The organism is Pseudomonas sp. KD5 (assembly GCF_012932895.1).
GTDB lineage: Bacteria > Pseudomonadota > Gammaproteobacteria > Pseudomonadales > Pseudomonadaceae > Aquipseudomonas.
This window is the reverse complement of the sequence record NZ_JDWJ01000011.1, coordinates 129,749-154,295: the sequence shown is the minus strand read 5'-3', so window position 1 is coordinate 154,295 and position 24,547 is coordinate 129,749. Positions and strand designations below refer to the sequence as shown.

Below are 24,547 nucleotides of genomic sequence, written 5' to 3'. Positions count from 1 at the left end.
GTTTTTTCAGCCTTGCTCCAGCCCCCATCAGGTGCTAAACCTTCTACACGTACGTTCGCCAATGACAAGGAAGCCGTGAAATGTCAGTCGTTACAGAAGTATCCCCGGATGGGCAAAAGTTGACGATTTCGGTTAAGGGGCGATTCGATTTCGGTCGGCATCAGGAGTTTCGCGAGTCCTACGAGCGACTCAACAAGAAACCCGAGTCCATTGTCGTAGATCTGAAGGAAGCCACGTATCTCGACAGTTCGGCGCTTGGCATGTTGCTTTTGCTGCGCGATCACGCCGGTGGCGACAACTCCGATATTCGTGTCGTCAACAGCAGTAGCGATGTGAAGAAAATCCTCGCCATCTCCAACTTCGACAAGTTGTTCGACATCAGTTGACTGTCATGCAGCCGCTCGAGCCGCTGACGATTCTGATCGCCGAAGACAGTGCGGCCGATCGTATGCTGCTGTCGACTATTGTCCGTCGTCAGGGGCATGAAGTACTGACCGCCAGTAATGGCGCCGAGGCGGTCGAGGCGTTTCGCTCGCAGCGGCCGCACCTGGTGCTGATGGATGCCATGATGCCGGTGATGGATGGCTTCGAGGCCGCGCAGCAGATCAAGGCGCTGGCCGGCGAAACCCTGGTGCCAATCATATTTCTGACGTCGCTGACCGAAAGCGAAGCCTTGGCTCGTTGTCTGGAGGCCGGGGGCGACGACTTTCTGGCGAAGCCTTACAACCAGGTGATCCTCGCGGCCAAGATCAAGGCAATGGACCGCTTGCGGCGTTTGCAGGCCACGGTGCTGGAACAGCGCGATCTGATCGCCAGGCACCATGATTACCTGCTCAACGAACAGCGCGTGGCCAAAGCCGTGTTCGACAAGGTGGCCCACTCCGGTTGCCTGAATGCGCCGAACATCCGTTATCTGCAATCGCCCTATGCGCTGTTCAATGGTGATCTGTTGCTGGCCGCGTTTACCCCGGCCGGCGACATGCATGTGTTGCTCGGTGATTTTACCGGCCATGGTTTGCCGGCCGCTGTCGGTGCCATGCCGTTGGCCGAAGTTTTCTATGGCATGACCGCCAAGGGTTATGGTTTGTCCGAAACCCTGCGCGAGATGAACGCCAAGCTCAAACGTATTCTGCCGGTCGACATGTTCTGCTGCGCGACCCTGCTGCGCCTGAGCTTTCAGCGAGGGTCGGTGGAGGTCTGGAACGGCGGGATGCCGGACGGCTATTTGCACAACGCCACCAGTGGCGAGCGTACAGCGCTCACGGCACGGCACTTGCCGTTGGGTGTGCTGAGCCCGCAAACCTTCGATGACCGCACCGAGGTGTTCCCGATGGCCGTCGGGGATCGGGTGTTCCTGTTGTCTGACGGAGTGATTGATACCTGCGATGCCAATGAGCAGTTATTTGGCGTAGAGCGATTGGAGCAGGTGTTTGCAGCCAATCGCCAGCCCGATGCGCTGTTCGAAGAAATCGAGCAGGCCCTGCGGGACTTTCGCGGCGAGGCTCGCGATGACGTGAGCATGGTTGAGGTCAGCCTGTTGGATGCGGCGCAACTGAGCCCGCCAGCACCGGTATATTCCGACAGCGGTCAGTCCTGCCCGCTGGACTGGTCGGTGAGTTTCGAATTTCGCGCCGCCACCCTCAAACGCTTCAACCCGCTGCCGTATCTGTTGCAATTGCTGTTTGAGGTGCATGGTCTGCGCGCTCAGAGTGGTGCGCTCTACAGCGTGCTGGCAGAGCTTTACTCCAATGCCCTGGAGCATGGCGTGCTAGGTCTGGATTCGAGTCTCAAACGCGATGCTTCGGGTTTTGCGCGTTATTATCAGCAGCGCAGTGCGCGCCTGGACGAATTGCAGGACGGCTATGTGCGGGTACATTTGCAGGTGACGCCAAAAGGCGAAGGTGGTTGCCTGACTGTTCGAGTCGAAGACAGTGGCAAGGGCTTCGATGTGGTACGGGTGATGGAGCGTCCCGTCGACGATATCCGTTTGTCGGGACGTGGCGTCAGTTTGATCCGACAGTTGAGTCATCATGCGAGCTGGTCCGATAATGGGCGCAGTGCTCGCGTGGAGTTTTTCTGGGAAGCTCAGGCATGATCCCAGGCATTCTTGATCAAAGGAGTGAACAAGTGGACGACACACATCTGGATCGCGACGTGCTGAGCGCGTTGCAAGAAGTTATGGAGGACGGGTATCCAGAATTGCTCGATACCTTTCTCAGTGATTCCGAAGAGCGATTGAGCTTGCTGCGCAAGGCTGACGATGCCGATCGGTTAGGCGCCACGGCGCACAGTTTCAAGGGCAGCAGCAGCAACATGGGCGCGACTCGGCTGGCTGAGCTGTGCCATGAACTGGAGCAGCGAGCCAAAGAGAAAAAACTCGAAGGCATTGAAGCGCTGGTTGGAGAAATCGACGGCGAATTCGCGATTGTTCGACCGCTTTTTGAGGCAGAGCGCCAACGTTCCCTGGCTGAATAAGACAACCACCAGCCGCTACGGATCGCATTACAGTTTAACCATCCGGCGCTTTTGGCGGCCAGCGAACAAAGCTGGCTCGACCCTTGCAGTCAACTTACTCAACTGTACCTACGATCCCAGTGCAGCGGAGACCGTTCCATGCCCGTTACCCCAAATATTCTTCTTCAGGCCGCGGCTGCGGCCAAGACTCAAGCCGCGTCCGCCAATACCCCGGCGTCGATGGCTGAGCCCGGTGACAAGGCGTCCAGCTTCGCTCAGGTCTACGCCAATCAAGCCCAGAACAAGCCTTCGGCTACGGCGGACGGATCGGCTAAACCCGTACGTGACAAAGCCTCGGACAACACTGGCAAAAAGGACGTGGGCAACGACTCGTCTGCCGCCCAGGAACCGACGGTTGCCGATAGCGGCAAATCCTTGCCCGCCGATAAACCGGCGCAGAGCGATGACAAGACGGCCAGCGATGACGCGCCCGATAACGCCGAGTCGACGACGCCGGTAGTCGATACAGCGCCTGTCGATCCAGCCCTCGATCCGGCGTTGATGCAAGTGGTGCAGCCGGTGCTGCCAGCCCCTGTGTCGGAAACCCCACCGGTTGTCGCCGCTGTGCAGTCAACCGTTCAAACACCCGTCGCGGCCGCCGTTACCACGGCAGCGACGCAGGCCGTAGCGACCACCGATCCTGATTTCGATCCCGAAGCCGATCCTCTCGATGCGCTGCCGGCCGTGCGCATGGCCATGGAGCAGAGCGGGCACGTTTCGGCCGCCAGCCAAGCTCAGCCAAAAGCGGCGCCGACCCAGGCTCACGTCGACGGCGAGCTGACCTCGGCACAGACTTTTGCCGCGGGCATGGCAAGCATGCTCGATGTGCAGGCCGATCAGGACAGCACCAGCCAGGGTGGCGAGAAGGCTTTCAGTGGCCTGATCGATGACGGCCTCAAGGATCTCAAGTCCGCCAGCAGCGACACCCGTGTCGATGACTTCGCCAATCGTCTGGCGGCTCTGACCCAGGCGGCAACACCCAAGACTGCCAATGCATTGCCGGTGAACCAACCGATCGCCATGCATCAGAGCGGTTGGACTGAAGAGGTGGTCAACCGGGTCATGTACCTGTCTAGCGCCAATCTCAAGGCGGCGGATATCCAGTTGCAACCGGCCGAACTGGGACGCCTCGATATTCGGGTGAACATGGTTCCGGATCAGCAGACCCAAGTGACCTTCATGAGCGCTCACCCAAGCGTTCGCGAAGCGCTCGACGGGCAAATGCATCGCCTGCGGGACATGTTCGCGCAGCAGGGCATGGGCCAGGTCGACGTCAACGTTTCCGATCAGTCCCGTGGCTGGCAGGGCCAGGGGCAGGAACAGGCTCAACAGGGGCAGGGCGGGCGCACCAATGCCAGTGGCGGCCGCCTCGATTCGATGGATGAAGAGCTTCCTGCGACGGTTGCTGAAGTAGCCGCCAATACCACCAGCGTGATCGGCACCAGCGCCGTCGATTATTACGCCTGATCAAACGCAAAACCCAGTAGGAGCGAGGCTTGCCCGCGAAGAACGATAACCCGGTTTATCAGTTAAACCGCATTATCGTTCTTCGCGGGCAAGCCTCGCTCCTACCTTTCTTGTGATCTCTTTAAGTCTGCGCCTCAAATCCCCCAGACACTTCTGGCATAACACTTGCTCTTGCCTTGCCGTGCGACTGTGAAAACCCGATTAGTGACGGATTATTGGCATGGCGAAGAGCGAAGCAGTAGTAAAAGACCCCGCAACCAAAGGCAAAATCAAGCTGATCATTGTGATCGTCGTGGCCCTGCTACTGGCGATCGGCTTGTCCGTGGGAGCGACCTGGTTCTTCATGCACAGCGCCCAGAGCAAGCCTGCCGCCGCGGCTGAAACCGCTGTGGTCGGCAAGCAGCCGGCGATCTTCGAGCCAATGGCTCCAGCCTTCGTGGCCAACTACACCCAGAACGGCCGTCAGCGCTACATGCAGGTGAGCATCACCATGCTGGGGCGTAATCAGGCTGATCTGGAGGCGCTCAAAGTCCACATGCCGGTGATCCGCAATAACCTGGTCATGCTGTTTTCCGGTCAGGATTTCGCCACGCTGGCGACCCCGGTCGGCCAGGAGATGTTGCGTCAGAAAGCCACGGCCAGCGTCCAGGAAGTGGCGCAGAAAGAGCTGGGCAAAGTGGTGATCGAACAGTTGCTTTTCACTAATTTCGTACTGCAGTAGGAACACGACATGGCCGTGCAGGACCTGCTGTCCCAGGATGAGATCGATGCGCTGTTGCATGGCGTCGACGATGGTCTGGTACAGACCGATAACGCTGCCGAACCCGGCAGTGTCAAAAGCTACGACCTGACCAGCCAGGATCGCATCGTCCGTGGACGCATGCCGACGCTGGAAATGATCAACGAGCGTTTCGCCCGCTACACCCGCATCAGCATGTTCAACATGCTGCGCCGCTCGGCGGACGTTGCCGTCGGTGGTGTGCAGGTGATGAAGTTCGGCGAATACGTGCACTCGCTGTACGTGCCGACCAGCCTCAACCTGGTCAAGATCAAACCGCTGCGCGGCACCGCACTGTTCATCCTCGACGCCAAACTGGTGTTCAAGCTGGTGGACAACTTCTTCGGCGGCGACGGCCGTCACGCGAAGATCGAAGGGCGTGAATTCACCCCCACCGAACTGCGTGTGGTGCGCATGGTGCTGGAGCAGGCTTTCGTCGATTTGAAGGAAGCCTGGCAGGCGATCATGGAAGTGAACTTCGAGTACATCAACTCGGAAGTGAACCCGGCCATGGCCAACATCGTCGGCCCGAGCGAAGCCATTGTGGTGTCGACGTTCCACATCGAACTCGATGGCGGTGGCGGCGACCTGCACGTGACCATGCCGTACTCGATGATCGAGCCGGTGCGCGAGATGCTCGATGCCGGCTTCCAGTCGGACCTCGACGATCAGGACGAACGCTGGATCAACGCCTTGCGCCAGGACGTGCTGGACGTCGACGTACCGATCGGTGCCACCGTTGCCCGCCGCCAGCTGCGCCTTCGCGACATCCTGCACATGCAGCCCGGCGACGTGATCCCGGTCGAGATGCCGGAAGAAATGATCATGCGCGCCAACGGCGTGCCGGCCTTCAAGGTCAAGATGGGCTCGCACAAGGGCAACCTCGCGTTGCAAGTGATCGAGCCGATCGAGCGCCGCTGACCGGCGCTCGTACCTCCCTACGCATTTAACTGAATTGTTGCCCGCCGAGGACAAATGATGAACGACGATATGAACGCCCAGGACGACCAGGCACTGGCCGACGAATGGGCTGCGGCCCTGGAAGAAACCGGTGACGCCGGGCAGGCCGACATTGATGCGCTGCTGGCGGCCGATGCCGGTACGTCGGGCTCCAACCGTCTGCCGATGGAAGAGTTCGGCAGCGTGCCGAAGAACCACGATCCAGTGACGCTGGATGGTCCGAACCTGGATGTGATCCTCGATATCCCGGTGTCGATTTCCATGGAAGTCGGCAGCACCGACATCAACATCCGCAACCTGCTGCAACTCAACCAGGGTTCGGTGATCGAGCTCGATCGCCTGGCCGGCGAGCCGCTGGACGTGCTGGTCAACGGCACGCTCATCGCCCACGGCGAAGTGGTCGTGGTCAACGAAAAGTTCGGCATCCGCCTGACCGACGTGATCAGCCCAAGCGAACGCATCAAGAAGCTGCGCTGAGTGAACAAGGTTCTTGCGGTTCTATTGGCCTTGCCATCCAGCGTGCTGGCGGCCGAGCCAGTGACGACAGCTGCGACAGCGGTCAGCAGTGGTGTGGCCGGGCAATTGACGCAGTTGGTGTTCGGTTTGTTGCTGGTGCTGGGGTTGATCTTCCTCCTCGCCTGGCTGCTGCGCCGGGTCCAGCAGGCCGGGCCGGCCGGCAAGGGGCAAGTGATCGAGTTGATCGGTTCCCGAGCCCTCGGCCCCCGTGACCGTTTGATGCTGGTACAGGTCGGCAACGAACAGATTCTGCTGGGCCTGAGCCCCGGCACCATCACCGCGTTGCATGTGCTCAAGGAGCCGGTACAAGTGCCGAGCGCAACCGAGAAAGCGACTCCGGAGTTTGCCCAGCGTCTGTTGGAGATGCTTGGCAAGGATCAGAAGGATAAGAAGTAATGGGTGCGTTACGCATCGTCTTGACGCTGGCCCTGATGCTGGCTGCGCCACTGGCGTTCGCCGCCGATCCGTTGTCGATCCCGGCGATCACCCTGGGCACCAATGCCAATGGCGCTCAGGAATACTCGGTCAGCCTGCAAATCCTGCTGATCATGACGGCGCTGAGTTTCATCCCGGCGTTCGTCATGCTGATGACCAGTTTCACCCGGATCATCATCGTTTTCTCGATCCTGCGTCAGGCCCTGGGGTTGCAGCAGACACCGTCGAACCAGATCCTTACCGGCATGGCGCTGTTCCTCACCATGTTTATCATGGCGCCGGTGTTCGATCGGGTGAATCAGGATGCCTTGCAGCCGTATCTGGCGGAGAAACTCACCGCTCAGGATGCAGTCGCCAAGGCTCAGGTGCCGATCAAGGACTTCATGCTGGCCCAGACTCGCAGCAGCGATCTGGAGCTGTTCATGCGCCTGTCCAAGCGCACTGATATTGCTACGCCGGATCAGGCGCCGCTGACGATTCTGGTGCCGGCGTTCGTGACCTCGGAACTGAAAACCGCGTTCCAGATTGGCTTCATGATCTTCATTCCGTTCCTGATCATCGATCTGGTGGTGGCCAGTGTGCTGATGGCGATGGGTATGATGATGCTCTCGCCACTAATCATTTCCCTGCCGTTCAAAATCATGCTGTTCGTGCTGGTGGATGGCTGGGCGTTGATCATCGGCACGTTGGCCAGCAGCTTCGGCGGTGTTTCACCATGACGCCCGAAGTTGCCGTAGACATCTTTCGCGAAGCGCTGTGGCTGACCACCATGATGGTCGCTGTGCTGGTGATCCCGAGCTTGTTGGTGGGGCTGTTGGTGGCGATGTTCCAGGCGGCCACCCAGATCAACGAACAGACCTTGAGCTTCCTGCCGCGTCTGTTGGTGATGCTGGTGACGCTGATCGTTGCCGGCCCGTGGCTGGTGCAGACTTTCATGGAATACATCCTGCAGCTGTACCACAGCATTCCTCAGGTCATCGGTTAAGCCATGTCGCTGCTGCAACTGACCGATACCCAGATCAGCACCTGGGTGGCGACGTTCATGTTGCCGCTGTTTCGCATCGGCTCGTTGCTGATGGTCATGCCGATTTTCGGCACGACGCTGGTGCCCAAGCGTGTGCGTTTGTACTTCGCGCTGGCGATCACTGTGGTTATCGCGCCGGGTCTGCCGCCCATGCCCGCGGTCAACGCGCTGGACCTGAGCGCGCTGCTGCTGATCGCCGAGCAAATCATCATCGGCGCGGTGTTGGGTTTTTCCTTGCAACTGTTCTTCCAGGCGTTCGTGGTGGCGGGGCAAATTGTCGCGATCCAGATGGGCATGGGCTTCGCTTCGATGGTCGACCCTACGAACGGCGTGTCGGTGGCGGTGATCGGACAGTTTTTCACCATGCTGGTGACGCTGTTGTTCCTGTCGATGAATGGCCATCTGGTGGTGTTCGAAGTCCTCACCGAAAGCTTCACCACGCTGCCAGTCGGTGGCGGGTTGATGGTCAGTCATTTCTGGGAGCTGGCCGGCAAGCTCGGCTGGGTGCTTGGTGCGGCGCTGTTGCTGGTGTTGCCGGCGATCACCGCGCTGCTGGTGGTCAACATCGCGTTTGGTGTGATGACCCGGGCGGCGCCGCAGTTGAACATCTTCTCGATTGGCTTCCCGCTGACTCTGGTGCTCGGCTTGTTTATCGTTTGGGTCGGCCTGGCGGACATCCTCAATCAGTATCAACCACTGGCCGCCGAAGCCTTGCAGTTGTTACGCGAACTGGCACAGGCGCGCTGAGTCATGGCTGAGAGCGAAAGCGGTCAGGACAAAACAGAAGACCCCACGGAGAAACGCAAAAAGGACTCCCGTGAGAAGGGCGAGATTGCGCGTTCCAAGGAGCTTAACACCCTGGCGGTGATGCTGGCCGGCGCCGGCGCCTTGCTGATTTTTGGTGGCGCATTGGCCCAGGATTTAATGGAGTTGATGCGGATGAACTTCACGCTGTCGCGGGAAGTGATTCTGGACCAGCGCTCCATGGGCACTTTTTTGCTGCATTCGGGAAAAATCGCCTTGATCGCGATTCAGCCGGTGATGATCACATTGCTGCTGGCCGCGCTGATTGGTCCGATTTCCCTGGGGGGTTGGCTGTTCGCAGCCGGCTCCATGGCGCCCAAGTTCAGTCGCATGAACCCCGGCGCAGGCCTGAAACGAATGTTCTCGGCCAAGGCGCTGGTGGAGTTGCTTAAGGCCTTGGCGAAGTTCTTCATCGTGTTGTTCGTGGCGCTGGCGGTGTTGTCGTCAGACATCGACGATCTGCTGCGCATCGCCCATGAACCCTTGGACATGGCGATCATCCACAGTCTGCAAGTGGTGGGCTGGAGCACGTTGTGGATGGCGTGCGGGCTGATCATCATCGCGTTGGTCGACGTGCCGGTGCAGCTCTGGGAAAGCCACAAAAAGCTGTTGATGACCAAGCAGGAAATCCGTGACGAACACAAGGATCAGGAAGGGCGACCGGAGGTCAAGCAACGCATTCGTCAGTTGCAGCGCGAGATGTCGCAGCGGCGAATGATGGCCGCGATCCCCAACGCCGACGTGGTCATCACCAACCCGACCCACTACGCCGTAGCGCTCAAGTACGATCCGGAGAAGGGTGGGGCGCCGATGCTGATCGCCAAGGGTAGCGACTTCCTGGCCTTGAAAATCCGTGAAATTGCCGTGGCCAACCAAGTGCAGTTACTCGAATCGCCCGCGCTGGCGCGTTCGATCTATTACTCAACGGAACTGGATCAGGAGATTCCTGGCGGGCTGTATCTGGCAGTGGCTCAGGTATTGGCTTATGTCTATCAGATTCGCCAATACCGCGCCGGCAAGGGCAAACGGCCGGATCCGCTGAAGGACGATTTGCCGATTCCGCCGGATCTGCGTCGCGATTCCTGATCGGGTCTACGGTTCTGAAATCAAAGGGTAGCAGCCTTCGGCAGCGGCTACGGGCGCTGATGCCGCTTATTGGCTTTTTCATTGCCGGGCTCTTTCGCGATACTGTTCTCCTGTTTCTTCCTGTCGTCCTGTTGCTTGGGCGCAACCAGATCGAAGCCTTTGGCATCGTTGAATGACTTGACCGCTTTCTTGGGCATGATCGCTGCTCCGGCGCTTGGTATTACCAACGCTGATGACCACCATCCAATACCCATAAAGCCGTTTTGGCTACTATCAAAACTTACGGTTATGCAGATATCTGGACGAATGGCATGGCAGTGAACTTGAGCGATGTCATGCCCCGCCTCTGATCCACCCTGTTCGTAGCAGCTGCCGAGCTGCGCGAGGCTGCGTTCGAGGACGCAGTCCTCGCAAAGGTTTACGACTGCTACGCAGCCTCGGCAGCTGCTACCCGGCTCAACAAATCTATCTATTTCCCTCCTTGGCAAAAGTTGGAAGGCTTCTTGCAATAGCCGCCCTGCGCCTGCTTCAGGCGTCAAAAGTTTGCTTTAAAGGAACGGGGAAAACCGGTGGATCGCTCTCAGTTAATCAACAGTGCTCGCACAAACGTTGCCGATTTAAGTCGGGGCAATCTGGGCGTGCCGCTGTTGCTGCTGGTCATGCTGGCCATGATGATGTTGCCGGTGCCGCCGTTCCTGCTGGACGTGTTTTTCACCTTCAACATTGCCCTGTCCATCGTCGTGTTGCTGGTCTGTGTGTACGCCTTGCGACCACTGGATTTTGCGGTGTTCCCGACCATTCTGCTGGTGGCGACGTTGTTGCGACTGGCGCTGAACGTGGCCTCCACGCGGGTGGTGATGCTCCACGGTCAGGACGGCCATGCTGCCGCCGGTAAGGTGATTCAGGCCTTCGGTGAGGTGGTGATCGGCGGTAACTACGTGGTCGGTATCGTGGTCTTCGCGATTTTGATGATCATCAACTTCGTCGTGGTAACCAAGGGCGCCGGGCGTATTTCCGAGGTGAGCGCGCGATTCACCCTTGACGCCATGCCCGGTAAACAGATGGCGATCGACGCCGACTTGAACGCTGGCCTGATCGATCAAAACCAGGCGAAACTGCGCCGGATGGAAGTCGCCCAGGAGGCCGAGTTCTACGGTTCCATGGACGGTGCCAGCAAATTCGTGCGCGGTGACGCCATCGCCGGCCTGCTGATCCTGTTCATCAACCTGATCGGCGGCATGGCGGTGGGTATTTTCCAGCACGGCATGAGCTTTGGTGATGCCGGCAAGGTTTATGCGCTGTTGACCATCGGTGACGGTTTGGTGGCGCAATTGCCATCACTGCTGCTGTCGACCGCCGCCGCGATCATGGTGACCCGTGCTTCCGGCTCGGAGGACATGGGCAAGCAAATCAATCGTCAGATGTTCGCCTCGCCGAAAGCCTTGGCGGTGGCCGCAGGCTTGATGGCGGTGATGGGCCTGGTGCCCGGCATGCCGCACGTCTCCTTTCTGTCCATGGCAGCCCTGGCGGCTGGTGGCGCTTACCTGTTCTGGAAGAAGCAGAACGCGGTCAAGGTTCAGGCCCTGCAAGAGGTCAAGCGTCAGCAGGAGTTGCTGCCGTCGCCGGCCCGGGCTCAGGAAACCAAGGAACTTGGCTGGGATGACGTGACGCCGATCGACATGATTGGCCTGGAAGTGGGCTACCGCCTGATTCCGCTGGTGGATCGCAACCAGGGTGGGCAGTTGCTGGCGCGGATCAAGGGGGTGCGTAAAAAACTCTCCCAGGACCTGGGCTTCCTGATGCCGACTGTGCATATCCGTGACAACCTCGACCTGGCGCCTAGCGCCTATCGCCTGACCCTGATGGGCGTGATCCTGGCTGAAGCGGAGATTTACCCGGAGCGCGAACTGGCGATCAACCCGGGTCAGGTCTACGGCACGCTCAATGGCATCACCGCCAAAGATCCGGCTTTTGGCCTGGAAGCGGTGTGGATCGAAATCAGCCAGCGTGCCCAGGCGCAATCCCTCGGTTACACCGTGGTCGATGCCAGTACGGTGGTGGCGACCCACTTGAACCAGATTCTGTACAAGCACTCCAGCGAGCTGATCGGCCACGAAGAAGTCCAGCAACTCATGCAATTGCTGGCCAAAAGCTCACCGAAGCTGGCCGAAGAGCTGGTGCCGGGGGTGGTTTCGCTGTCGCAACTGCTCAAAGTCTTGCAGGCGTTGCTGGCCGAACAGGTGCCGGTGCGGGACATCCGCAGCATCGCCGAAGCTATCGCGAACAACGCCGCCAAGAGTCAAGATACCGCCGCTTTGGTGGCCGCGGTGCGCGTCGGCGTATCCCGTGCAATCGTGCAAAGCATTGTAGGCACTGAGTCGGAGCTGCCTGTGATCACCTTGGAACCAAGGTTGGAACAAATATTGCTCAATAGTCTTCAGAAGGCAGGACAAGGCTCGGAAGAGGGCGTTCTGCTGGAGCCAAGCATGGCGGAAAAACTGCAACGTTCGTTGATCGATGCGGCGCAGCGTCAGGAAATGCAAGGTCAGCCGGTGATTCTGCTGGTGGCCGGTCCGGTTCGCGCGATGCTCTCGCGATTCGGTCGGCTGGCAGTGCCGGGTTTGCACGTGTTGGCTTACCAGGAAATTCCTGACAACAAGCAAGTGACCATCGTTGCGACAGTAGGGCCCAACGGCTGAGGTAGTGGTTTATGCAAGTTAAGCGTTTTTTCGCCGCCGATATGCGTCAGGCCATGAAACTGGTTCGTGATGAGCTGGGCGCTGATGCCGCCATCATTGGCAATCGCCGGATCGCCGGCGGTGTCGAGCTGACGGCTGCCCTGGATTACAAATTGTCGGCGCTGGCCCCGCGTGTTCCGAACATGGAACTCGAGGATGAGCTGCGCAAGACCCAGTCGCGGATCGTCACCGCCCAGGCCGAACTGAGCCTGCGCGGCGATGGCGAGAGCGACAAGACCACCAATCGCCAATTGTTCGCCGGCCTGCCGTTGACCGCCGCCGAACCGCTGATCGAACCGACGCTGGCCGAGCCTCGGCGCCCGGCTCCCGCGCCTGCAGCGGCGACCGGTGTCGATCCGCGCGCATTCGATTCGATGCGTTTCGAACTCAACAGCCTGCGTGAACTGATGGAAGTGCAGCTGGGTTCTTTAGCCTGGAATCAGCTGCAAGGCAGCCGTCCGGCCCAGGCCAACCTCTGGCGTCGTCTGCAGCGTATCGGCTTGTCCGGCCCGTTGTCGCGCGATCTGCTGGCACTGATTACCGACATTGAAGAGCCTCGTCAGGCCTGGCGCATGTTGCTCGCGCACCTGGCGCGGATGATCGCCACCCCGGAAGTCGAGCCGCTGGAAGAGGGCGGGGTGATTGCCATGGTCGGCCCCGCCGGCATGGGCAAGACCACCACACTGGCCAAGCTCGCGGCCCGTTACGTGCTCAAGTACGGCGCGCAGAACATCGCGCTGGTCAGCATGGACAGCTATCGCATCGGTGCCCAGGAACAGCTCAAGACACTGGGCCGGATCCTCAATGTGTCGGTGACCCACGTCGATCCGGGCCAGTCCCTGGTGCAGGCGCTGGAGCCCTTGCTGCGCAAACGCGTGGTGCTGATCGATACCGCCGGCCTTCAGGCCAGCGACCCGGCACTGCGGATGCAGCTCGAAAGCCTGGCCGGGCGCGGCATCAAATCAAAAAATTATCTGGTCTTGGCAACCACCAGCCAGAAACAGGTTCTAACCGCCGCTTATCACAGTTACAAACGCTGCGGCCTCGCCGGCTGCATCCTGACTAAACTGGATGAAACGGCAAGTCTGGGCGAGGTGTTGAGCCTGGCGATCAGTCATGAGTTGCCGGTGGCTTACCTGACCGATGGTCCGCGGATTCCGGATGATTTGCATCTGCCACGTCGTCATCAGTTGGTCAGCCGCGCCGTTAGCGTACAAATGCAGGAAGAACCCAGCGAAGAAGCCATGGCTGACATGTTCGCTGATATTTACCACAGCCCGACCAAGCAGGTTGGCTGAGGTGTTAATGAACATTTTTTGTACCTACATCGATGGTCTGCCATGCATTGTTCCGATGGTGAACGCGCAGCCAGTAATGTGGCCTCCGTCTAAGTAAGACAAGGTAAAGAAATAACATGGGCAGCATGCATCCCGTACAGGTGATCGCGGTGACCGGCGGCAAAGGTGGCGTCGGGAAGACTAACGTGTCAGTGAACTTGTCCCTGGCTCTAGCTGAGCTCGGCCGGCGCGTCATGCTGCTGGATGCCGATCTGGGGCTGGCGAACGTCGACGTTCTGTTGGGACTGACACCCAAACGCACGCTGGCCGACGTGATCGAAGGCCGCTGTGAGCTGCGCGACGTGCTGTTGCAAGGGCCTGGCGGTATCCGCATCGTCCCGGCCGCCTCCGGCACCCAGAGCATGGTTCATCTGAGCCCGGCCCAGCATGCCGGCCTGATCCAGGCATTCAGCGATATCGGCGACAACCTCGACGTATTGGTGATCGACACCGCTGCGGGCATTGGTGACTCGGTAGTCAGCTTCGTGCGTGCCGCGCAGGAAGTCTTGCTGGTGGTGTGCGACGAGCCGACCTCGATCACTGACGCTTACGCGCTGATCAAACTGCTGAACCGCGACTATGGCATGAACCGCTTCCGCGTCCTGGCCAACATGGCGCAGAGCCCGCAGGAAGGTCGCAACCTGTTCGCCAAGTTGACCAAGGTCACGGATCGCTTCCTCGACGTCGCCTTACAATACGTCGGCGCGGTGCCTTACGACGAAAGCGTGCGCAAGGCCGTGCAGAAGCAACGCGCGGTGTATGAAGCCTTTCCGCGTTCCAAGTGCGCCCTGGCGTTCAAGGCCATCGCGCAGAAAGTCGATACCTGGCCACTGCCGGCCAACCCGCGTGGGCACCTGGAATTTTTCGTCGAGCGCCTCGTGCAACAAACGGCAGGACCCGTGCTATGACAGCCAGCGGTTACAACCTCTACAAGAAATCGGCACGTGACGCGCAGTACGAGCTGATCGAGCGTTACGCGCCACTGGTCAAACGCATTGCCTACCACTTGCTGGCGCGTCTGCCGGCCAGTGTCCAGGTCGAAGACCTGATCCAGGCCGGGATGATCGGCCTGCTTGAAGTATCAACCAAATACGACGCCAGCAAAGGCGCGAGTTTCGAGACGTACGCGGGTATTCGAATCCGCGGCGCGATGCTCGATGAAGTGCGCAAGGGGGACTGGGCGCCACGTTCGGTCCACCGCAATACCCGCATGGTCAGCGACGCGATTCGCTCGATTGAAGCTAAAACCGGCCGTGACGCTAAAGATCACGAAGTTGCGGCCGAACTCCAATTGAGTCTCGACGATTATTACGGGATTTTGAACGACACCCTGGGCAGCCGGTTATTCAGTTTCGACGATCTGTTGCAGGACGGCGAACACGAAGGGCTGCATGAGGATGGCGCGAGTGCTCATCTCGAGCCGTCACGCGATCTGGAAGATGAACGCTTCCAGGCGGCGCTGGCGGACGCGATTGCCAATTTGCCGGAGCGTGAGCGACTGGTGTTGGCGCTGTACTACGACGAAGAGTTGAATCTCAAGGAAATCGGTGAGGTCCTGGGGGTCAGTGAATCTCGGGTCAGCCAGTTACACAGCCAGTGCGCGGCCCGTTTGCGGGGGCGTTTGGGGGAGTGGCGAGCGCGCTGAAGGCAGTGTGGGGACACTGCGAATGGAGCTGGTGTGGTGTTGAACCGTACCGGTCTCGATCTGTTGTGCTCCAGACAGTCATTGAGTGCTTTGCCGGATTGATTGAAATGGCGCGTCCAGGTGCTGGGCGCGTTTAAGACTGCTTGGAGGTCGAATTGGACAAGAACATGAAAATCCTCATCGTTGATGACTTCTCAACGATGCGGCGGATCATAAAAAACCTGTTGCGTGACCTTGGGTTCACCAACACGGTCGAGGCTGACGATGGCACCACTGCCATTCCGGTTCTCAACAGCGGAAGCATCGACTTTCTGGTAACGGACTGGAACATGCCTGGCATGACCGGTATCGATCTGCTGCGTCACGTGCGCGCCGATGAAAAGCTCAAGCATCTGCCAGTGCTGATGGTGACTGCCGAAGCCAAGCGCGAGCAAATCATCGAAGCGGCCCAGGCCGGTGTTAACGGCTATGTGGTCAAACCCTTCACAGCCCAGGCGTTGAAAGAAAAAATCGAGAAGATTTTCGAACGCATCGGCTGATGTACTGCGCACGGGGGAGCTATGGAGCATAACGAATCTTCACAGGGCGATTTCGAGTCGACCCTGAAAAAACACGCGGTCGAACTGGTCGAAAGCCTTGAAAAAGGCAGGTTCGGCGACGCTGTGCAACTGATCCATGAGCTCAACCAGACCCGTGACCGCGGCCTGTATCAGGAAGTGGGCAAGCTCACCCGCGAGCTGCATAGCGCGATCGTCAATTTCCAGATTGACCCGCACATGCCGCAAGCCGAGGAAGTGTCTCAGATCACGGATGCCACTGAGCGCCTGTCCTATGTGGTCAAGCTGACCGAGGCCGCGGCCAACCGCACCATGGACCTGGTGGAAAACGCCACGCCGCTGATCAACAGCCTGAGCGATGAAGCCCAGGCGCTGAGCACGGATTGGGGACGGTTCATGCGTCGCGAAGTCGGGGCTGAAGAGTTCCGCGAGCTGGCCCGGCGGGTCGACGGTTTCCTGACACGCAGCAGTGAGGACAACCGCACGGTGTCGAGCAACCTGAACGACATTCTGCTGGCCCAGGATTACCAGGACCTCACCGGTCAGGTGATCAAGCGTGTGACCCAATTGGTCACCGAAGTTGAAAGCAACCTGCTCAAGCTCGTACTCATGGCCAGTCAGGTAGACCGCTTTGCGGGTATCGAACATGACCGTGAAGCGATGCTGGCTGAAAAAGATCCACAAAAACATCTCTCTCAGGGTGAAGGTCCGCAGATTCATGCCGATAAAAGAGAAGACGTTGTGTCCGGTCAGGACGATGTGGACGATTTGCTATCCAGTCTTGGATTTTAGTTTTTTGGGTTTTTAGACCTGTAGGAGCACCCCCTTAATGAGCTTCGGCGCCGATGAAGAGATCCTTCAGGATTTCCTGGTTGAGGCCGGCGAGATTCTAGAGCAACTGTCCGAGCAGCTGGTCGAGCTGGAAAGCCGACCTGATGATGCGGACTTGCTCAATGCAATTTTTCGCGGTTTTCACACTGTAAAAGGGGGCGCCGGCTTCCTCCAGCTCAACGAGCTGGTGGAGTGCTGTCACATCGCCGAGAACGTGTTCGACATCCTGCGCAAGGGTGAGCGTCGCGTTGACTCGGAACTGATGGACGTGGTTCTCGAAGCGCTGGACGCGGTGAACAGCATGTTCAGCGAAGTCCGCGAACGCAGCCCGATCACGGCTGCCACGCCTGAATTACTCGCGGCGCTGGCCCGCCTGGCCGAGCCGCAAACGGCTGATGAAGCCACACCGGCGCCCGTCGCTGAAGTGGTTGAAGCACCGGTCGCTGAAAGCGAATCGGGCGACATTACCGATAACGAATTCGAACAACTGCTGGACTCGCTGAACGCCGTCAAGGCCCAGGCCGAGGCGCCCGTAGCGGCTGCGCAGCCTGCTTCGCAGCCTGCCGCCGATGCAGCCGCCAGTGACGAAATCACCGATGCCGAGTTCGAGTCGTTGCTCGATCAACTGCACGGCAAAGGCCAGTTCGCCGCCGATGCAGTGGCCGCAGCGCCTGCTGCACCGGCTGCTCCGAAAGCCGCCGGCGACAGCTCCGACATCACCGACGACGAGTTCGAAGCACTGCTCGACCAGTTGCATGGCAAAGGCAACTTTGCGGTCGATGCGCTGGAATCGGCAATCGCTTCGGCGCCAGCCCCGGCTGCGCCAACCGCCGCTGCGGCCGGTAGCGATCTGATCTCCGATCATGAATTCGAATCGCTGCTCGACGAATTGCATGGCAAGGGCAAGTTCACTGAAGTGGGCACTGCTTCTGCTGTTGCTTCGGTAGCGACTCCGGTTGCCAAGGCGCCAGCACCTGTGGCCAAAGCACCCGAGCCAAAAGCCCCCGAGCCCAAAGCAGAAGCACCGAAGCCTGCTGCCGCCGCAGCGCCGGCTCCTGCTCGTGCCCCGGCCGCGCCGCCCGCGGAAAAGCCAACCAGCGAAGCCGAGACCACCGTGCGGGTCGACACCGCGCGTCTCGACGAAATCATGAACATGGTCGGCGAGCTGGTACTGGTGCGTAACCGCTTGGTCCGTCTGGGCCTCAACAGCGGCGACGAAGCCATGTCCAAGGCCGTGTCGAACCTCGACGTGGTCACGGCCGACCTGCAAACCGCGGTCATGAAGACCCGGATGCAACCGATCAAGAAAGTCTTCGGGCGCTTCCCGCGTCTGGTTCGCGACCTGGCTCGCCAGCTCAAGAAAGAGATCAACCTGGAACTGGTCGGCGAAGAAACCGACCTCGACAAGAACCTCGTCGAGGCCCTGGCCGACCCGTTGGTCCACTTGGTGCGCAACTCGGTCGACCACGGTATCGAAGAGCCGGCTGATCGCGAAGCGATGGGCAAGCCTCGCAGCGGCAAAGTGATCCTGTCCGCAGAACAGGAAGGCGACCACATCCTGCTGTCCATCTCCGATGACGGCAAGGGCATGGACGCTGACGTTTTGCGCGGCATCGCCGTGAAAAAAGGGTTGATGGACAAGGATGCGGCGGACCGTCTCAGCGAGTCCGATTGCTTCAACCTGATCTTCGCGCCGGGCTTCTCGACCAAGACCGAGATCTCCGACGTGTCCGGTCGTGGCGTGGGCATGGACGTGGTGAAAACCAAGATCGCCCAGCTCAACGGCACCATCAATATCTACTCGACCAAGGGCAAAGGCTCGAAGATCGTCATCAAGGTCCCGTTGACCCTGGCGATCATGCCGACGCTGATGGTCATGCTCGGCAACCAGGCGTTCGCGTTCCCGCTGGTGAACGTCAACGAGATCTTCCACCTCGACCTGTCGCGCACCAACGTGGTGGACGGCCAGGAAGTGGTGATCGTGCGGGACAAGGCGCTGCCCTTGTTCTACCTCAAGCGCTGGCTGGTCAGCTCCGCCGCTCACGAAGAGCAGCGCGAGGGCCATGTGGTGATCCTTTCGGTGGGCACTCAACGGATCGGCTTCGTCGTCGATCAGTTGGTGGGCCAGGAAGAAGTGGTCATCAAGCCATTGGGCAAAATGCTCCAGGGAACCCCGGGCATGTCCGGTGCCACCATCACCGGTGACGGCCGCATTGCTCTGATTCTCGATGTTCCGAGCATGCTCAAGCGTTACGCCGCACGGCGTATTTGATTCTGGGGGAGCGGGGCGCCAGAGCCTCGCCCCGTCTAACGGAGTGTTTATGGCAGTCAAAGTCCTGGTGGTGGACGATTCGGGGTTTTTCCGCCGCCGCGTCTCGGAAATTCTTGCAGCGGATTCAAACATCCAGGTCGTCGGTACGGCGACCAACGGAAAAGAGGCGATCGATCAGGCCCTGGCCCTCAAGCCAGACGTGATCACCATGGACTACGAGATGCCGATGATGGATGGCATCACGGCGGTGCGGCACATCATGCAGCGCTGCCCGACCCCGGTGTTGATGTTCTCCTCGCTGACCCACGAAGGCGCCCGGGTCACCCTCGATGCGCTGGATGCCGGCGCAGTGGACTTCCTGCCGAAGAATTTCGAAGACATCTCCCGCAACCCGGAGAAGGTCAAGCAACTGCTGTGCGAGAAGATTCTCAGCATCTCGCGCAGTAACCGTCGTGTCAGTGCCTACACTCCGCCGGCGCCGGTCGCCGCGCCGGCCCCGACGCCTGCTCCTGCGCCTTCGAGCGTCGGCAGCTACGGCAGCAGCGCGCCTGCGCGTCCGGCACCGGCACCGATTGCGGCGCGCCCCCATGCAGCGACTCCGTCATCGCCTGCGCCGAAACGCAAAGCCTACAAATTGGTCGCCATCGGTACCTCCACCGGCGGCCCGGTTGCGCTGCAACGGGTTCTGACACAGTTGCCGGCCAACTTCCCGGCACCCATCGTGTTGATCCAGCACATGCCGGCCGCCTTCACCAAGGCCTTCGCCGAGCGCCTGGACAAGCTGTGCCGCATCAGTGTCAAGGAAGCCGAGGATGGCGACATCCTGCGTCCGGGCCTGGCGCTGCTCGCACCGGGTGGCAAGCAGATGATGATCGACGGCCGTGGCGCGGTGAAAATCCTGCCGGGCGACGAACGCCTGAACTACAAGCCGTGCGTGGACATTACCTTCGGTTCCGCGGCCAAGTCCTACGGCGACAAAGTTCTGGCGGTGGTACTGACCGGCATGGGCGCCGACGGTCGCGAAGGCGCGCGTCTGCTCAAGCTGGGCGGCAGTGCGATCTGGGCCCAGGATGAAGCCAGTTGTGTGATCTACGGCATGCCGATGGCCATCGTCAAAGCCGAACTCGCGGATGCGGTGTACAGCCTCGACGACATCGGTCGGCACCTGGTTGAGGCTTGCATCTGATGGATGTGCTCAGCCTTATCGGGATCATCATGGCGTTCGTCGCCATCATCGGCGGCAACTACCTTGAAGGCGGTCACCTTGGCGCGCTGGCCAACGGCCCGGCAGCGTTGATCGTCCTCGGTGGCACCATCGGTGCCGCGCTGCTGCAATCGCCGATGAGTGCCTTCAAGCGTGCCATGCAGATTCTTGCCTGGATTCTGTTTCCCCCTCGCGTGGACCTGGCCGGCGGCATTGATCGCGTGGTGAACTGGAGCCTGACCGCTCGCAAGGAAGGTTTGCTCGGGCTGGAAGGGGTAGCCGACGCTGAACCCGACAGCTACTCGCGCAAAGGCCTGCAACTGCTGGTTGATGGTGCCGAGCCGGAAGCGATTCGCAGCATTCTGGAAGTGGATTTCTACACCCAGGAAAGCCGCGACATCGAAGCCGCCAAAGTCTTTGAAAGCATGGGCGGCTACGCGCCGACCATCGGTATCATCGGTGCGGTGATGGGTCTGATCCACGTCATGGGCAACCTGGCCGATCCATCGCAACTGGGTAGCGGCATCGCCGTCGCCTTCGTCGCCACCATCTACGGCGTGGCCAGTGCCAACCTGGTGCTGCTGCCGATTGCCGCCAAGCTCAAGTCCATCGCGTTGCGGCAGTCGCGTTATCGCGAAATGTTGCTGGAAGGGATCCTGTCGATCGCCGAAGGTGAAAACCCTCGCTCTATTGAGTTGAAGCTTCAGGGCTTCATGGATTGATGGGAGACATGGACCATGGCACGTCGTCGGCAACCTGAAGAACACGTCAATCACGAACGCTGGCTCGTTTCCTACGCCGACTTCATCACCTTGCTGTTCGCGTTTTTCGTGGTGATGTACTCGATCTCGTCGATCAACGAAGGCAAGTACAAGATCATTTCCGAGGCGTTGATCGGGGTGTTTACCGACTCTGACCGTGCCCTCAAGCCGATTCCCATCGGCGAAGAGCGACCGAAGACCGTGACCCCGGCCAAGCCATTGGTCAAGGACAGCGAGCAGATCGACGCCGGCATCGCCCAGGCCGCCAACGATCCACTCAAAAGCATCGCCGATGACATCAGCGCGGCGTTCGGTGACTTGATCAGTTCCAACCAGATGACCGTACGCGGCAACGAGTTGTGGGTTGAGATCGAACTCAACTCCAGCCTGTTGTTCGGCAGCGGCGACGCCATGCCCAGCGACATTGCGTTCAACATTATCGACAAGGTCGCCGCGATCCTCCGGCCGTTTGACAACCCGATCCACGTCGAAGGCTTCACCGACGATCAGCCGATCCGCACCGCGCAATACCCGACCAACTGGGAACTGTCCTCGGCCCGTTCGGCGAGCATCGTGCGGATGCTGGCGATGCAGGGCGTGAACCCTGGTCGTCTGGCGTCGGTGGGTTATGGCGAATTCCAGCCAGTGGCCAACAACGCCACCGCTGAAGGCCGCGCGCGCAACCGTCGGGTGGTGCTGGTGGTGTCACGCAATCTTGATGTACGCCGTAGCCTCACCGGTACCGGAACGGCTCATGCACAACCGGATGCCGCATTGAAGCGGGCTGGCACACAAACTGCACCGACCCCGGTCAAGTCGCCGGGACGCGAGAGTGCCGTCAATTCTCCGTCACCCGCATTAATACGTTGAGCTATTTCTCGGTTGGCCTTTTCGACCGGGAGGAACAATCCGAATGAGAGTCTGGGCAGTTGCCAATCAAAAGGGTGGTGTCGGTAAAACCACTTCCTCCATTGCTTTAGCCGGTTTACTGGCGGAGGCGGGCAAGCGCGTGGTTGTGGTCGATCTCGACCCCCACGGCTCCATGACCAGCTACTTCGGTTACGACCCCGACAGCCTGGAGCACAGCAGCTACGACCTGTTTCTGCACAAGGGCAACGTGCCGCAAGGCTTGCCCGGTCAGCTGTTGATGCCCACCAGTGACGACCGCATTTCCCTGTTGCCGTCGAGCACCGCGCTGGCCACCCTTGAGCGCCAGTCGCCGGGCCAGAGCGGTTTGGGCCTGGTGATCGCCAAGAGTCTGGCGCAGTTGTGGCAAGACTTCGATTACGCCGTGATCGACAGCCCGCCGTTGCTCGGCGTGCTGATGGTCAATGCCTTGGCGGCCAGCCAGCAGTTGGTGATTCCGGTGCAGACCGAGCACTTGGCGGTCAAAGGCCTGGAACGCATGGTCAACACGCTGGCGATGATCAACCGCTCGCGCAAACTGGCGTTGCCGTTCAACATCGTGCCGACCCTGTTCGACCGCCGTACCCAGGCTTCGCTTGGCACTCTGCGCGTGTTGCGCGACAAGTACCCGGAAGAAATCTGGCAAGGCTACATCCCGATCGACACCCGCTTGCGTGACGCGAGCCGGGCAGGGCTGACGCCTTCGCAATTCGATGGCAAGAGTCGCGGCGTTCTCGCCTACCGCGCACTGCTCAAGCATCTGCTCGCCCAGCAACTTGTTCCGCAGGTGGCTTGAGATGAGCCTGATTCCTACGATGGTATTCGCATGACCCGGCCGGTGAAGATCACCTCGCGCCCGCAATTGGCCCTTCAGTCTTATCTGGATGGCTTGCTGCAGGACGCGACCGAAGAGTTGCTGCCAGAAGTCGAGGTGCTGCCCGAGGTTGTCGAGGCTGAAGCTGCCCTGGACGAGTTCCAGGCGGCGGTGCTCGAAGAACAGGCCCGGGATGCGCAGGCACCCGCAGTGGCCGCAGCTCCTGTCGTCGCGCCAGTGGTGAAAACGCCGGTAGCTGTGATCGACGCACCGGCACCGATTCTGGCACCTGTCTCGACCATTGCACCGCTACTGCAAGCGTTGGTGCCGCCGGTGGTGGAAGTTCATCTGCCGCCGAGCAACACGCCGCCTCCGGTGGAAAACGACGATCGTCCGGCCTGGGCGGCCGAGCCGTTCGAATGCCTGTTGTTCGATGTCGCCGGGTTGACCCTGGCGGTGCCGCTGGTGTGCCTGGGCTCGATTTATTCCCTGGCCGGCCACGAGCTGACGCCGTTGTTCGGTCAGCCGGAATGGTTCCTCGGGATCCTGCCAAGCCAGGCCGGCAACCTGAAAGTGCTGGATACCGCACGCTGGGTCATGCCGGACCGCTACCGCGATGATTTCCGCCAGGGCCTGCAATACGTTATTTCGGTCCAGGGCTATGAGTGGGGGCTGGCGGTGCATCAGGTCAGCCGCTCGTTGCGCCTGGACCCGAATGAAATCAAATGGAGAAGTCACCGGGGGCAGCGGCCATGGCTCGCCGGCACGGTGATTGAACACATGTGCGCCTTGCTCGATGTCGCCGCACTGGCCGAATTGATCGCCAGCGGCGGGGCGAAGCACATGGGCGGCAGTAAGCCGAACCACAAACCGACATAAAAAACACGCATCGGCATTCAAGTGCCGGTGCACTGAATACACACCGCTAGGGCGGTTTTTCGAGGGGTCAGGGTATGAATGACAAGGCGACGGCGGCAAAAGGTTCCGAAGATCCGATCCTGCAATGGGTCACCTTCAAGCTGGACAATGAAACCTACGGCATCAACGTGATGCGCGTTCAGGAAGTCCTGCGCTACACCGAAATCGCTCCGGTACCGGGTGCCCCGAGCTACGTGCTGGGTATCATCAACCTGCGCGGCAACGTGGTCACCGTGATCGACACCCGCCAGCGTTTCGGCCTGGGTACGGTCGACGTCAGCGACAACACCCGCATCGTCATCATCGAAGCCGACAAGCAAGTGGTCGGGATCATGGTCGATAGCGTGGCTGAAGTGGTTTATCTGCGTCAGTCGGAAATCGAGACCGCACCGAACGTCGGTAACGAGGAGTCCGCCAAGTTCATTCAAGGCGTGTGCAACAAGAACAATGAACTGCTGATCCTGGTCGAGCTGGACAAGATGATGAGCGAAGAAGAATGGTCGGAACTGGAGAGTATCTGATTGATTCTTGAGGTGGCTGTGATTGTCCTGTTCCTTTTGTGGGCAGGCACGCTGGCGATGTTTCTGGCGTACATCCGCGCTCAAAGGCAGATCGCCGCACAACAGGCCCAGGGCGATGCGCTGCGCGATCAGCGCATCAAGGATCTGGCCAAACGCGTCGAAGACTACCAAAGCGGCAACGTGCGCATGGGTGAAGACCTGCACGAACTGCGCGCGGTGGTCGGACCGTTGCCGGACAAACTGGCGCAGTTGGAGCAGCGTGATCCATCGAGCCTTTCATTCGCCCAGGCCGCGCGTCTGGTGGGGATGGGGGCCAGCGTCGATGAGCTGACTCAGTCTTGCGGGTTGACCCAGGCTGAGGCGGAGTTGATGAGCAAGTTGCACAGAAACTGAAAAGGGCAAAAGATCGCAGCCTCGTTTCACTCGACAGCTCCTACATTGGGATGGTGTACGCCCTGT

General features: G+C 59.9%; 27 protein-coding genes. 26 read left to right on the top strand and 1 reads right to left on the bottom strand.

All coding sequences use genetic code 11. From position 1 onward, the window contains the following. Positions 1 to 80 precede the first annotated feature (80 nt). The 12 genes from AF70_RS23445 to flhB all read left to right on the top strand — a co-directional run bounded on the left by AF70_RS23445 (position 81) and on the right by flhB (position 9,584). On the top strand, positions 81 to 386 hold the full coding sequence (locus AF70_RS23445; RefSeq protein WP_019579575.1) for an STAS domain-containing protein: 306 nt from the start codon (positions 81 to 83) through the stop codon (positions 384 to 386). A gap of 5 nt (positions 387 to 391) precedes the next feature. Next, positions 392 to 2,095, top strand: a complete 1,704-nt coding sequence (locus AF70_RS23440) for a fused response regulator/phosphatase (protein ID WP_019579576.1) — start codon at positions 392 to 394, stop codon at positions 2,093 to 2,095. A 32-nt stretch (positions 2,096 to 2,127) separates the two neighbouring features. Then, positions 2,128 to 2,475 carry an Hpt domain-containing protein gene (locus AF70_RS23435; RefSeq protein WP_019579577.1) on the top strand — a complete coding sequence of 116 codons (348 nt, stop codon included), beginning with the start codon at positions 2,128 to 2,130 and terminating at the stop codon, positions 2,473 to 2,475. 138 nt (positions 2,476 to 2,613) lie between these two features. Beyond that, the gene (locus AF70_RS23430; RefSeq protein WP_028939993.1) at positions 2,614 to 3,981 is read left to right on the top strand and encodes a flagellar hook-length control protein FliK; all 1,368 of its coding nucleotides are present in this window, start codon (positions 2,614 to 2,616) and stop codon (positions 3,979 to 3,981) included. A 220-nt stretch (positions 3,982 to 4,201) separates the two neighbouring features. Continuing rightward, the gene (gene fliL / locus AF70_RS23425; RefSeq protein WP_019579579.1) at positions 4,202 to 4,702 is read left to right on the top strand and encodes a flagellar basal body-associated protein FliL; all 501 of its coding nucleotides are present in this window, start codon (positions 4,202 to 4,204) and stop codon (positions 4,700 to 4,702) included. A 9-nt stretch (positions 4,703 to 4,711) separates the two neighbouring features. Next, entirely contained in the window at positions 4,712 to 5,680 is a 969-nt protein-coding gene (gene fliM / locus AF70_RS23420) for a flagellar motor switch protein FliM (RefSeq protein WP_007938639.1), read from the top strand. Positions 5,681 to 5,737: 57 nt separating this feature from the next. Beyond that, positions 5,738 to 6,196, top strand: coding sequence for a flagellar motor switch protein FliN (gene fliN, locus AF70_RS23415; protein ID WP_019579580.1), 459 nt, complete (start codon positions 5,738 to 5,740; stop codon positions 6,194 to 6,196). Beyond that, positions 6,197 to 6,631, top strand: a complete 435-nt coding sequence (fliO, locus tag AF70_RS23410) for a flagellar biosynthetic protein FliO (protein ID WP_028939994.1) — start codon at positions 6,197 to 6,199, stop codon at positions 6,629 to 6,631. Beyond that, a complete protein-coding gene (gene fliP, locus AF70_RS23405; RefSeq protein ID WP_007938646.1) occupies positions 6,631 to 7,389 on the top strand; it encodes a flagellar type III secretion system pore protein FliP in 759 nt (252 codons plus the stop codon). The genes fliO and fliP overlap by 1 nt, the downstream gene beginning before the upstream one ends. After that, positions 7,386 to 7,655, top strand: a complete 270-nt coding sequence (fliQ, locus tag AF70_RS23400) for a flagellar biosynthesis protein FliQ (protein WP_007938648.1) — start codon at positions 7,386 to 7,388, stop codon at positions 7,653 to 7,655. Before fliP ends, fliQ begins: the two co-directional genes overlap by 4 nt. A 3-nt stretch (positions 7,656 to 7,658) precedes the next feature. After that, positions 7,659 to 8,441: a flagellar biosynthetic protein FliR gene (gene fliR, locus AF70_RS23395; protein ID WP_019579582.1), complete on the top strand. Its 783-nt coding sequence runs from the start codon at positions 7,659 to 7,661 to the stop codon at positions 8,439 to 8,441. A 3-nt stretch (positions 8,442 to 8,444) separates the two neighbouring features. Then, complete coding sequence (gene flhB / locus AF70_RS23390) at positions 8,445 to 9,584, top strand: flagellar biosynthesis protein FlhB (protein WP_019579583.1); 1,140 nt, start codon at positions 8,445 to 8,447, stop codon at positions 9,582 to 9,584. Between the two features lie 47 nt (positions 9,585 to 9,631). On the opposite strand, the gene AF70_RS23385 is transcribed toward flhB, so the two are convergent. Then, the gene (locus tag AF70_RS23385) at positions 9,632 to 9,781 is read right to left on the bottom strand and encodes a hypothetical protein (protein WP_019579584.1); all 150 of its coding nucleotides are present in this window, start codon (positions 9,779 to 9,781) and stop codon (positions 9,632 to 9,634) included. 372 nt (positions 9,782 to 10,153) lie between these two features. On the opposite strand from AF70_RS23385, the gene flhA reads away from it, so the two are divergent. The 14 genes from flhA (at position 10,154) to AF70_RS23315 (ending at position 24,481) form a co-directional block, all read left to right on the top strand. Next, positions 10,154 to 12,283, top strand: a complete 2,130-nt coding sequence (flhA, locus tag AF70_RS23380) for a flagellar biosynthesis protein FlhA (RefSeq protein WP_007938653.1) — start codon at positions 10,154 to 10,156, stop codon at positions 12,281 to 12,283. A gap of 11 nt (positions 12,284 to 12,294) precedes the next feature. After that, positions 12,295 to 13,620, top strand: a complete 1,326-nt coding sequence (gene flhF, locus AF70_RS23375; protein ID WP_028939995.1) for a flagellar biosynthesis protein FlhF — start codon at positions 12,295 to 12,297, stop codon at positions 13,618 to 13,620. Between the two features lie 116 nt (positions 13,621 to 13,736). Continuing rightward, entirely contained in the window at positions 13,737 to 14,567 is an 831-nt protein-coding gene (gene fleN, locus AF70_RS23370) for a flagellar synthesis regulator FleN (RefSeq protein WP_003222917.1), read from the top strand. Next, entirely contained in the window at positions 14,564 to 15,304 is a 741-nt protein-coding gene (fliA, locus tag AF70_RS23365; RefSeq protein WP_007894214.1) for an RNA polymerase sigma factor FliA, read from the top strand. Before fleN ends, fliA begins: the two co-directional genes overlap by 4 nt. 167 nt (positions 15,305 to 15,471) lie before the next feature. Then, positions 15,472 to 15,843, top strand: coding sequence for a chemotaxis response regulator CheY (locus AF70_RS23360; RefSeq protein ID WP_003183998.1), 372 nt, complete (start codon positions 15,472 to 15,474; stop codon positions 15,841 to 15,843). Between the two features lie 21 nt (positions 15,844 to 15,864). After that, entirely contained in the window at positions 15,865 to 16,653 is a 789-nt protein-coding gene (locus AF70_RS23355) for a protein phosphatase CheZ (RefSeq protein ID WP_028939996.1), read from the top strand. 37 nt (positions 16,654 to 16,690) lie between these two features. Beyond that, on the top strand, positions 16,691 to 18,964 hold the full coding sequence (locus AF70_RS23350; RefSeq protein WP_028939997.1) for a chemotaxis protein CheA: 2,274 nt from the start codon (positions 16,691 to 16,693) through the stop codon (positions 18,962 to 18,964). A gap of 49 nt (positions 18,965 to 19,013) precedes the next feature. After that, positions 19,014 to 20,150, top strand: coding sequence for a chemotaxis response regulator protein-glutamate methylesterase (locus AF70_RS23345; RefSeq protein WP_028939998.1), 1,137 nt, complete (start codon positions 19,014 to 19,016; stop codon positions 20,148 to 20,150). Beyond that, positions 20,150 to 20,890 (top strand): flagellar motor protein, encoded by a 741-nt coding sequence (locus AF70_RS23340; RefSeq protein ID WP_007938659.1) that lies wholly within the window; start codon positions 20,150 to 20,152, stop codon positions 20,888 to 20,890. Before AF70_RS23345 ends, AF70_RS23340 begins: the two co-directional genes overlap by 1 nt. A gap of 15 nt (positions 20,891 to 20,905) precedes the next feature. Further along, complete coding sequence (gene motD / locus AF70_RS23335) at positions 20,906 to 21,799, top strand: flagellar motor protein MotD (RefSeq protein WP_007938660.1); 894 nt, start codon at positions 20,906 to 20,908, stop codon at positions 21,797 to 21,799. A gap of 43 nt (positions 21,800 to 21,842) precedes the next feature. Next, positions 21,843 to 22,631: a ParA family protein gene (locus AF70_RS23330; RefSeq protein WP_028939999.1), complete on the top strand. Its 789-nt coding sequence runs from the start codon at positions 21,843 to 21,845 to the stop codon at positions 22,629 to 22,631. A 30-nt stretch (positions 22,632 to 22,661) separates the two neighbouring features. Further along, positions 22,662 to 23,528: a CheW domain-containing protein gene (locus tag AF70_RS23325; protein ID WP_028940000.1), complete on the top strand. Its 867-nt coding sequence runs from the start codon at positions 22,662 to 22,664 to the stop codon at positions 23,526 to 23,528. A 74-nt stretch (positions 23,529 to 23,602) separates the two neighbouring features. Then, positions 23,603 to 24,088: a chemotaxis protein CheW gene (locus tag AF70_RS23320; protein WP_007938663.1), complete on the top strand. Its 486-nt coding sequence runs from the start codon at positions 23,603 to 23,605 to the stop codon at positions 24,086 to 24,088. After that, positions 24,089 to 24,481: a DUF2802 domain-containing protein gene (locus tag AF70_RS23315; RefSeq protein ID WP_019579590.1), complete on the top strand. Its 393-nt coding sequence runs from the start codon at positions 24,089 to 24,091 to the stop codon at positions 24,479 to 24,481. Positions 24,482 to 24,547: the final 66 nt, after the last annotated feature.

Bases quoted from the DNA above. Each gene is read 5' to 3' on its own strand.
- fliA (WP_007894214.1), top strand. From the start codon at position 14,564: ATGACAGCCAGCGGTTACAACCTCTACAAGAAATCGGCACGTGACGCG.
- AF70_RS23320 (WP_007938663.1), top strand. From the start codon at position 23,603: ATGAATGACAAGGCGACGGCGGCAAAAGGTTCCGAAGATCCGATCCTG.
- fliL (WP_019579579.1), top strand. From the start codon at position 4,202: ATGGCGAAGAGCGAAGCAGTAGTAAAAGACCCCGCAACCAAAGGCAAA.
- motD (WP_007938660.1), top strand. From the start codon at position 20,906: ATGGCACGTCGTCGGCAACCTGAAGAACACGTCAATCACGAACGCTGG.
- AF70_RS23325 (WP_028940000.1), top strand. From the start codon at position 22,662: ATGACCCGGCCGGTGAAGATCACCTCGCGCCCGCAATTGGCCCTTCAG.
- AF70_RS23330 (WP_028939999.1), top strand. From the start codon at position 21,843: ATGAGAGTCTGGGCAGTTGCCAATCAAAAGGGTGGTGTCGGTAAAACC.
- fliM (WP_007938639.1), top strand. From the start codon at position 4,712: ATGGCCGTGCAGGACCTGCTGTCCCAGGATGAGATCGATGCGCTGTTG.
- flhF (WP_028939995.1), top strand. From the start codon at position 12,295: ATGCAAGTTAAGCGTTTTTTCGCCGCCGATATGCGTCAGGCCATGAAA.
- AF70_RS23340 (WP_007938659.1), top strand. From the start codon at position 20,150: ATGGATGTGCTCAGCCTTATCGGGATCATCATGGCGTTCGTCGCCATC.
- fliQ (WP_007938648.1), top strand. From the start codon at position 7,386: ATGACGCCCGAAGTTGCCGTAGACATCTTTCGCGAAGCGCTGTGGCTG.
- AF70_RS23440 (WP_019579576.1), top strand. From the start codon at position 392: ATGCAGCCGCTCGAGCCGCTGACGATTCTGATCGCCGAAGACAGTGCG.
- AF70_RS23345 (WP_028939998.1), top strand. From the start codon at position 19,014: ATGGCAGTCAAAGTCCTGGTGGTGGACGATTCGGGGTTTTTCCGCCGC.
- AF70_RS23360 (WP_003183998.1), top strand. From the start codon at position 15,472: ATGAAAATCCTCATCGTTGATGACTTCTCAACGATGCGGCGGATCATA.
- fliR (WP_019579582.1), top strand. From the start codon at position 7,659: ATGTCGCTGCTGCAACTGACCGATACCCAGATCAGCACCTGGGTGGCG.
- AF70_RS23385 (WP_019579584.1), bottom strand. From the start codon at position 9,781: ATGCCCAAGAAAGCGGTCAAGTCATTCAACGATGCCAAAGGCTTCGAT.
- fleN (WP_003222917.1), top strand. From the start codon at position 13,737: ATGGGCAGCATGCATCCCGTACAGGTGATCGCGGTGACCGGCGGCAAA.
- fliP (WP_007938646.1), top strand. From the start codon at position 6,631: ATGGGTGCGTTACGCATCGTCTTGACGCTGGCCCTGATGCTGGCTGCG.
- AF70_RS23430 (WP_028939993.1), top strand. From the start codon at position 2,614: ATGCCCGTTACCCCAAATATTCTTCTTCAGGCCGCGGCTGCGGCCAAG.
- AF70_RS23355 (WP_028939996.1), top strand. From the start codon at position 15,865: ATGGAGCATAACGAATCTTCACAGGGCGATTTCGAGTCGACCCTGAAA.
- fliN (WP_019579580.1), top strand. From the start codon at position 5,738: ATGAACGACGATATGAACGCCCAGGACGACCAGGCACTGGCCGACGAA.
- AF70_RS23350 (WP_028939997.1), top strand. From the start codon at position 16,691: ATGAGCTTCGGCGCCGATGAAGAGATCCTTCAGGATTTCCTGGTTGAG.
- flhB (WP_019579583.1), top strand. From the start codon at position 8,445: ATGGCTGAGAGCGAAAGCGGTCAGGACAAAACAGAAGACCCCACGGAG.
- AF70_RS23445 (WP_019579575.1), top strand. From the start codon at position 81: ATGTCAGTCGTTACAGAAGTATCCCCGGATGGGCAAAAGTTGACGATT.